We start from the raw sequence: 8,324 nt of genomic DNA, 5'->3' as shown, positions 1-8,324 counted from the left end.
CACCCCACTTACCCCCTCCCCCAACCCGATTTCCCCAAGGTAACAAAACCAGATATTCTACTAAATAGTCGCCTATCACACCAGCCTGATCTCGTGGTCGTCCAATGCAGTTTGCCAAGATATTAATCGCCAATCGCGGGGAAATCGCCTTAAGAATCCTTCATAGTTGCGAAGAATTGGGCATTAGAACCGTTGCCGTCCACTCTACCATCGATCGCCATGCCCTTCATGTTCAATTGGCCGATGAGAGTGTTTGTATTGGTCCGCCTCCGAGCAGCAAAAGTTACCTAAATATCCCTAATATCATCTCGGCTGCCCTAACACGCAACGCCACGGCCATCCATCCCGGTTACGGTTTTTTGGCAGAAAACGCCCGCTTTGCCGAAATTTGTGCCGATCATCAGTTAACTTTTATCGGTCCGTCTCCCAGTGCTATTCTGGCTATGGGGGATAAATCTACCGCTAAAAAAACCATGCAAAAAGCGGGAGTTCCCACTATCCCCGGCAGTGGTGGTTTAATTACCTCAGAAGCGGAAGCAAAACGTATCGCTGATGACATCGGTTATCCTGTCCTGATTAAAGCCACCGCCGGCGGTGGAGGGCGTGGGATGCGTCTTGTCAAGAGTGCAGATGAACTAGGTAATATGTTAAAAGCCGCCCAAGGGGAAGCAGAAGCTGCTTTTGGCAATTCAGGAGTATATCTAGAAAAATTTATCGAATGTCCCCGACATATCGAGTTTCAGATTTTGGCCGATAGTCACGGTAACGTGATCCATTTAGGAGAAAGAGACTGTTCGATTCAGCGACGACACCAAAAACTGCTAGAAGAGGCACCCAGCCCCTTCTTAACGCCCCATTTACGCTCAAAAATGGGTAATGCCGCTGTTAAAGCCGCTAAATCGATTAATTACGTCGGGGTGGGAACTGTGGAATTTTTAGTCGATAAACACGGTAATTTTTACTTCATGGAAATGAACACTCGTATTCAGGTGGAACACCCCGTCACGGAGATGATCACGGGGATAGACCTGATCCGAGAACAAATTCTGGTGGCACAGGGCGAAAAACTGCAAATTAAGCAAGATCAGGTGATATTTAGAGGGCATTCGATCGAGTGTCGCATTAATGCCGAGGATCCCGATCACAATTTTCGCCCTCACCCCGGCAAAATTAGCGCTTATCTGCCCCCCGGTGGTCCGGGTGTCCGCATGGATTCCCACGTTTACACCGATTACGAAATCCCCCCCTATTACGATTCCCTAATCGGTAAATTAATTGTCTGGGGAGAAAATCGCGAAACTGCGATTAAACGCATGAAACGCGCTCTGCGGGAATGTGCGATCACGGGAGTACCGACAACTATTGATTTCCATCGTAAAATATTGGAAACTCCCGCCTTTTTAGCCGGAGATGTTTATACTAATTTCATCCAGGAACATCTCTTGCCCTAGGGCGTTACCATAAATTTTAGACGAGAGTAGGTTGGGGATAATAATGACAGTAGAAGTTAAATTTAACTCGTTTCAACTCAGCGATGAACAGTTCTTTCAACTTTGTCAGGATAACCGAGATTTACGCTTGGAACGCAACCCAAAAGGAGATTTAATTATTATGCCACCGACTGGAGGAGAAACCAGCAATTCTAACGCTGGAATCACTGCCCAATTATGGTTATGGAATAACCTACATAAATTAGGTGTAGTTTTTGATTCTTCTGGAGGATTTAAACTACCAAATGGGGCCGATCGCTCTCCCGATGCTGCTTGGATACCTTTAGAAAAATGGCAAGCTTTAACCCCGCAACAAAAGGAAAGATTTTTACCTCTATCTCCCGATTTTGTCATTGAATTAATGTCTCCTAGTGACAACTTAGAAACGGCTAGGAAAAAAATGCAGGAATATTTAGATAATGGGACTCGTTTGGGTTGGTTAATCAATAGAAAAACTAGAGAAGTAGAAATTTATCGTCAAGGACAGGCAGTAGAAATTTTAACTAATCCAGAGAGTTTATCGGGGGAAAATATTTTATCTCAATTTGTCTTAGAACTTGATAGTATTTGGTAATTATATAATCCTATAAAAGAGAATCTATGATGACAGTAGTAGAAATTAAATTTGAATCTTGGCAACTGAGCGATGAACAGTTTTTTCAACTTTGTCAGGATAACCGAGATTTACGTTTGGAACGCAGCGCAAAAGGAGATTTAATTATTATGCCACCGACGGGGGGAGAAACTGGTAATTCTAACGCTGGAATCACTGCCCAATTATGGTTATGGAATAACCTACATAAATTAGGTGTAGTTTTTGATTCCTCCACGGGGTTTAAACTACCGAATGGGGCCGATCGCTCTCCCGATGCTGCTTGGATACCTTTAGAAAAATGGCAAGCTTTAACCCCACAACAAAAGGAAAGATTTTTACCTCTATCTCCCGATTTTGTCATTGAATTAATGTCTCCTAGTGATAGCCTAGAAACTGCTAGGAAAAAAATGCAGGAATATTTAGATAATGGGACTTGTTTAGGTTGGTTAATCAATAGAAAAACTAGAGAAGTAGAAATTTATCGTCAAGGACAGGCAGTAGAAATTTTAACTAATCCAGAGAGTTTATCGGGGGAAAGTATTCTGTCAGAATTTAGTTTAAATCTTACTTTGATTTGGTAAATCAGAGGTAGTGATTGCCGTTTAACGCTTTACTTTGTTGGGCATTATCTTCATCGATAAAATACCAAACTTCGTTTTTAAGGAAGATAGTCAGAATCAAGGATTTCTGCAAGGGTAAAGGGTGATTCAATTGGGAATAAATCAGCAGAGAGTTGATACTTTCTGACAGTATCTTCTCTGGCTGCTTGGTAACAATCTATCCAGATTTCAGGAATCAATCTTCTCAGACTTGGACTCTCCTTTAATAAGCGTTGAACTTGTCTGCGTTGTTCAACAATTGTGCTGCGCCATCCTTGGGCATTTGCTTCCTTTTCAGTTAGCCAGTAAGTCAATTTAAGCAAATGTTCGGCAATGACGGTTAAGCGACTTTCTAGTTCTCGTTTTTCACTCCTTCCCATCGTTTCAATTTCTTCGATCAAATTTTCTAGGTCTAATTTTTCAAAACGATGTTCTTTGAGTAAATTAGCGGTTTCTTGTAACCATCGGTAGAAATCTTCTTGATAAAGACTTTTACCTGAGGAGACTAAAGACTTTTCGATGCTCATTTGATGATGACCTAGAAAAAAGAATTCTTAGATAATTTAGAAGCGAATCCCCGATCTCAAAAAGATTGGCAGAATATCGCAGGATTACTCCCGAAAACATCAGAGCTTTAAATTTAAGCTAAAATTAGGTAAAACATCTTCACCCGATAAATCAGTGGGATTTTCTAATATTTCTACCTCCTTTCCTTGACGATAAATTTCAACTTGCCGATTCTGGGGATCGATTAACCAGCCTAACCTTGCGCCATTTTCCCTATACTCAAGCAGTTTTTTCTGTAATTTGTCAAGACTATCGGATTCAGAGCGCAATTCCACCACAAAATCGGGACAGAGGGGAATAAATCCTTTTTTCTGCTTAGGGGTTAAAGATTCCCAGCGTTCTCGACTCACCCAAGATAGATCGGGAGAACGAATCGCCCCATTTGGCAGTATAAATCCAGTGGAAGAGTCAAACCCGACTCCTAAAGCTTCATTTTCTTCGCACCAGCGAAACAATTGTCCTGTTATACGAAAATTTCGCTGTCCTGATTCGCCACCTGTCGGGGGATTCACGATTAATTCTCCTTGGGCTGTACGTTCTAATTTTAAGTCCCGGTTGACCTCCGCAAGGGCTTCAAACTGTTCAAGGGTGATAGAGAGAGCGATCGCGCTAGGAATTTCTAAGGAGAGGGTTTCGGGTGAGGTAGTAACTGCTAACATAATCCTTTGATCAGGTGCAACTTATACTATTAAAGATTATTGGTCAAGTTTCTGCACAGAATTCTTTAGCTTGCGCTGAACAAATTCCCGATTTTTTAGGGAAACTTCCACCTCAATCGGGCGGTTTCACTAAATAACAGGTTACAATAGCCAATAATTAACTAAATTTACCTAAAAACTATCGATCGTGTTCTACGCTATTGATTTCGGAACCAGCAATACCGTCATTACTCGTTGGAATGGGGCGACAAATAGGGCCGAAACCGTGAAATTATCGGAGTTATCCCAACAAATAGCCGACAATCCGCCCCTAATTCCCAGTTTACTCTATATTAAATCAGCCAATCCTCTGCAAGTAATTGCCGGTCAAGCAGTGCGCGATCGGGGTTTAGATATCGATCAAGATCCGCGTTTTTTTCGTCGCTTTAAACGAGGTATCGGCGCAAAAATTCAAGGATTTTTACCAGAATTAGAAGAAACTGTCCTCAGTTTCGAGGGGGTTGGCCAATGGTTTCTTGATAGCATCATCGACCAATTAAAAAACACCACCCCAGAAACCCCCCAATCTCTAGTTTTAACCGTTCCCGTCGATAGTTTTGAAAGTTACCGCAATTGGTTAAGCAATGTTTGTCAGGGATGGGAAATCGAACAAATTCGACTAATTGATGAACCCACGGCCGCCGCTTTGGGTTATGGAAGCACGGGTGATCAAGTGATTTTAGTGGTAGATTTTGGCGGTGGCACCCTCGATCTTTCTTTGGTACAATTAGATTTAGATAATCCTCAAAAAAATCAAGGTTTTATTCTCAAGTGGGGAGAAAAACTTTTAGGCAATAATTCCGCCCAAAAAACTAAACTAGCCAGAGTTTTAGCCAAGGCGGGGATAAATTTAGGGGGGTCAGATATCGATGATTGGATTGTCGATTATTTTGCCCAAAAGCAATCTTTAGCGAAAACTTCCTTGACTACTCGTCTAGCAGAAAGATTAAAAATTAAACTTTCTTCCCAATTAACCGCCGAGGAGGTATATTTTGATGAGGAAAATTTCGAGAGTTACGAGTTAAGCTTAGATCGAGAACAATTGACCGATATTCTCCAACAACAAAACTTTTTTAATCAATTAGATGATTTAATGACGGGAGTTTTGCAACAGGGAAGACGCAATGGAATTGAAGTTAGCGATATCGATGCGGTGTTATTAGTTGGGGGAACTGTACAAATTCCGGCGGTAAAAGATTGGGTGCGACAGTATTTTGATAGTAGTAAAATTAAAGAGGATCGACCCTTTGAAGCGATCGCTTTAGGAGCGTTACAATTAGCCCAAGGTTATCAAGTCAAAGATTTTCTCTATCATAGCTACGGCATTCGTTACTGGAATCGTCGCAAAAATGCCCACGCTTGGCATCCAATTATTAACTCTGGACAACCCTATCCCATGGAAAAACCCGTGGAATTAGTCCTAGGTGCTTCCGTGGACAATCAACCCAGCATTGAGTTAATTATCGGCGAATTAGGCACAGAAAGTGGAGCAATGGAGGTTTATTTTGATGGTGATAAATTAATTACTCGTTCCCTGAGTAATGGAGAAACTAGCGTCCAACCCTTAAATGATCGCGAGGGGGCCCGTTCGATCGCTAAACTCGCTCCTTTAGGTTTCCGGGGTAAAGATCGCATTAAAGTGCAGTTCTGGATTGATGATCAGTGTTTTCTGCGGATTAATGTGGAAGATTTACTCAGTCAAGAATTGTTACTAAATAATCAAATAGTCACCAAATTAAGCTAGGGTTTACGGCAAAAAGTTGCTCGTGGGGGCAGGGTGTGGGGTGTGGGGTTTTACCGATTTTGAGGTAGTCAGTTACCTAATTTTCAGGGAAAAAGTCTAGGGATTTTACCCCGGATCACTCCAATGGTCAACACTTTTTGAGGGAAAAAAGTCTAAAAGCCTTATCTAACAAGGTTTTCAGATTTATTCAGCAAACCCTACCTAATTTTTAGGAAAAAATTACCTGAATTTTACCCCCGCTTACTCCCATATCTGGTACTTTTTGATTTCCAAAAAGTCTAAATTTTAGATTTATTCAGCCTGCTCTAAGCTAGACTTGGCTTCACCTAAAAATCAAGTGCAGACTTATAGTAAGTTTGCACTGATATTATCGCAATATTCTGTTTTACTGGTGGCTTTATCGACTGTGATCGCGCACGGGGATCGGGATTAGTTCGGGTTCGGGTTCGGGTTCCGGACCAAAAACACTCTCGACCAGTTTGCGCGCCCATTCTCTCAATTTTTCTATCACTTCATCTAAATAGTCCATTGACCAAATGGCTCCTTTGAGATACTAGCTATGAGTTTTCGTCGATTGATCCCCGCAACAGCCACGCAAAAGCCTGATTCTAGAGAATTTTAACTAATTTTTATCGTTTGGCTGTTCAATCTGACGAACGGGGGAATCTATATCTTGTACTTATATTAAGCTTAACATAACTTTTTAGTCTGAGTATATATTCTTGGCAACTCTTTTTTAAGATATTGTTAATAAATCCCTGCGTAGGCGATCGAGGGCGGTATAAGCACTAATCTGGCGAATTGTCAAGCGATCTCGATTTTCTCCGAAACGATGCTCTGATACGGTAACATTTCGCCGAGGATCGGCTAAACCGATATAAACTAGGCCCACGGGTTTTGTCTCGCTGCCACCTCCTGGTCCGGCAATACCCGTGATACTGATCCCCCAATCGGTAGCGAGGCGTTTTTGCACTCCTAGAGCCATCTGTTGGGCAACAATGGCACTGACAGCCCCGAAATTATTTAAATCCCGCTCATTTACGTCTAAGAGGGCAACTTTTACCCGATTATCGTAGGAAATAACCCCACCCCAAAAATAATCGGAACTGCCGGCGATTTGGGTGATAATTTCCCCTAATCCCCCTCCGGTACAGGATTCTGCCACACTCAAAGTTTGTTTTTGTCGCTGCAACAGTTCCCCCACTACCGAGGGTAAAGTATCATCATCGGCCCCAAAATAATCTAATCCAGCAATTTCCTTAATTTCCGCCGCTACTGGTTCAATTACCTGCAAAGCAGCCTCTAAAGAAGGGGCTTTGGTCGCAATTCGCAAACGCACTTCGCCTAAACTAGCATAGGGGGCAACGGTGGGATTAGTCAGATCAAATAAATGGGCAACTTTTTCCGCTAAAGCTGACTCACCGATACCGCGAAATTTGAGGTAACGACTATAAATCCTCTCTTTGCCCCATCCTTGACTTTCTAGGTAAGGAATCGCCGTTTCTACCCACATTCTCTTCATTTCTGAGGGTACTCCGGGGAAAGTGAGAATAGTTACGTTAGTCTGTGGTTGCCAGATCATGCCGGGGGCGGTTCCCGTCGGATTTGGCAAAAAATCGGCTCCCACAGGTATTAAAGCCTGTTTACTGTTACTAGGAGGCATTTCTCGCCCTAAACTCGTAAATTTAGCCTCTATTTCTGCTAAAATCTCTTTATCTTCCCTGAGGGGCGTTTGGAAAAAATCGGCGATTGTTTCTGTGGTTAAATCGTCGGGAGTCGGTCCGAGTCCCCCGGTAAAAATTAAAATTGAAGAACGTTCTCGGGCAATATCGATCACTTTTTTCAGTCTTTCTAAATTATCCCCCACCACCGTTTGATAATAATGGGGAATACCTAATTTTGCCAATTCTAGGGCTAAATATTGGGCGTTAGTATTAACTATATCCCCTAATAATAATTCCGTTCCTACACAAATAATTTCAGCGGCCATAATTTTTGACAATTAGCTTAAGATTTTCAATTTTGATCATTAACTGATCTCCTGTCACCATCGTTCGATCGGGTTTCGGTAACGATGGTACTGGAAGTTAACCCTACCAGTGCGCTCCCACATTATATCAGTAAGCCATCAACAATCAAAGTCTTGTATATTAAATGCCACTTTTAATAACCAGATTTAGTATCACTACCCATTAGCAAACGTAAAATCAGCGCATTATTGCCTTATATAGCAATAGACCTCTTGCATAATTTTTTTATGGTATAATGGAGGTTTTTGCTTTTTTCTCAATTCTTAGATTGAAGTGGAAAAAAGAATAAAATGTGATCTTAGGTCAGGAAATCATCTATAATTTTGCTATGTTTATTAGCAAAATTATGGATTATCAAAACTTATCAGATGAACAATTCAAACGCCGTTTCGGTGTGTATAAACAAACCTATAGAAAGATGGTAGAATCAGTAAAAAGTGTTGAAGCCGACTCTAATTCACCATCTAAAAGGAGACCGAAACCTAAACTATCTATAGAAGAACAAGTTTTAGTAACGTTAGAATATTGGCGAGAATATAGAACATATTTTCACATTGGTACAAGCTGGGAACTATCAGAATCAACTATATGTCGGATTGTA

9 protein-coding genes are annotated in these 8,324 nt (G+C 41.6%); 5 read left to right on the top strand and 4 right to left on the bottom strand.

Annotated features, from left to right (window positions below; all coding sequences use genetic code 11):
• Positions 1-104 precede the first annotated feature (104 nt).
• From accC to IQ224_RS19325, 3 genes are read left to right on the top strand one after another with little or no spacing between them, the layout of a single operon-like run.
• Positions 105-1,451, top strand: coding sequence for an acetyl-CoA carboxylase biotin carboxylase subunit (gene accC, locus IQ224_RS19335; protein ID WP_008203409.1), 1,347 nt, complete (start codon positions 105-107; stop codon positions 1,449-1,451).
• Positions 1,452-1,494: 43 nt separating this feature from the next.
• On the top strand, positions 1,495-2,064 hold the full coding sequence (locus IQ224_RS19330; RefSeq protein WP_002751147.1) for a Uma2 family endonuclease: 570 nt from the start codon (positions 1,495-1,497) through the stop codon (positions 2,062-2,064).
• 26 nt (positions 2,065-2,090) lie between these two features.
• Positions 2,091-2,666, top strand: coding sequence for a Uma2 family endonuclease (locus IQ224_RS19325; RefSeq protein ID WP_036401250.1), 576 nt, complete (start codon positions 2,091-2,093; stop codon positions 2,664-2,666).
• Positions 2,667-2,743: 77 nt separating this feature from the next.
• On the opposite strand, the gene IQ224_RS19320 is transcribed toward IQ224_RS19325, so the two are convergent.
• Together IQ224_RS19320 and IQ224_RS19315 are read right to left on the bottom strand one after the other, a co-directional pair.
• Positions 2,744-3,211 carry a DUF29 domain-containing protein gene (locus tag IQ224_RS19320; RefSeq protein ID WP_002744748.1) on the bottom strand — a complete coding sequence of 156 codons (468 nt, stop codon included), beginning with the start codon at positions 3,209-3,211 and terminating at the stop codon, positions 2,744-2,746.
• 99 nt (positions 3,212-3,310) lie between these two features.
• Complete coding sequence (locus tag IQ224_RS19315; protein WP_002744749.1) at positions 3,311-3,910, bottom strand: Uma2 family endonuclease; 600 nt, start codon at positions 3,908-3,910, stop codon at positions 3,311-3,313.
• A gap of 187 nt (positions 3,911-4,097) precedes the next feature.
• Between IQ224_RS19315 and IQ224_RS19310 the strand changes: the two genes are divergently transcribed.
• A complete protein-coding gene (locus tag IQ224_RS19310; RefSeq protein ID WP_084989916.1) occupies positions 4,098-5,693 on the top strand; it encodes an Hsp70 family protein in 1,596 nt (531 codons plus the stop codon).
• A gap of 397 nt (positions 5,694-6,090) precedes the next feature.
• Here the strand turns inward: IQ224_RS19310 and IQ224_RS24695 are convergent, their stop codons facing one another.
• Positions 6,091-6,222, bottom strand: a complete 132-nt coding sequence (locus IQ224_RS24695; RefSeq protein ID WP_002731870.1) for a hypothetical protein — start codon at positions 6,220-6,222, stop codon at positions 6,091-6,093.
• A 207-nt stretch (positions 6,223-6,429) separates the two neighbouring features.
• The gene (locus tag IQ224_RS19305; protein ID WP_002744752.1) at positions 6,430-7,683 is read right to left on the bottom strand and encodes a competence/damage-inducible protein A; all 1,254 of its coding nucleotides are present in this window, start codon (positions 7,681-7,683) and stop codon (positions 6,430-6,432) included.
• 368 nt (positions 7,684-8,051) lie between these two features.
• Here IQ224_RS19305 and IQ224_RS19300 point away from each other — a divergent pair.
• On the top strand, positions 8,052-8,324 hold a 273-nt coding region (locus tag IQ224_RS19300), incomplete at its 3' end, for a transposase family protein (RefSeq protein WP_194033365.1).

The sequence above is a fragment of the Microcystis sp. LEGE 00066 genome (assembly GCF_015207925.1).
GTDB classification, from domain to species: Bacteria; Cyanobacteriota; Cyanobacteriia; order Cyanobacteriales; family Microcystaceae; genus Microcystis; species Microcystis ichthyoblabe_A.
The sequence above is the reverse complement of the archived record's forward strand: the minus strand, read 5'-3'. Positions and strand labels throughout refer to the sequence as shown.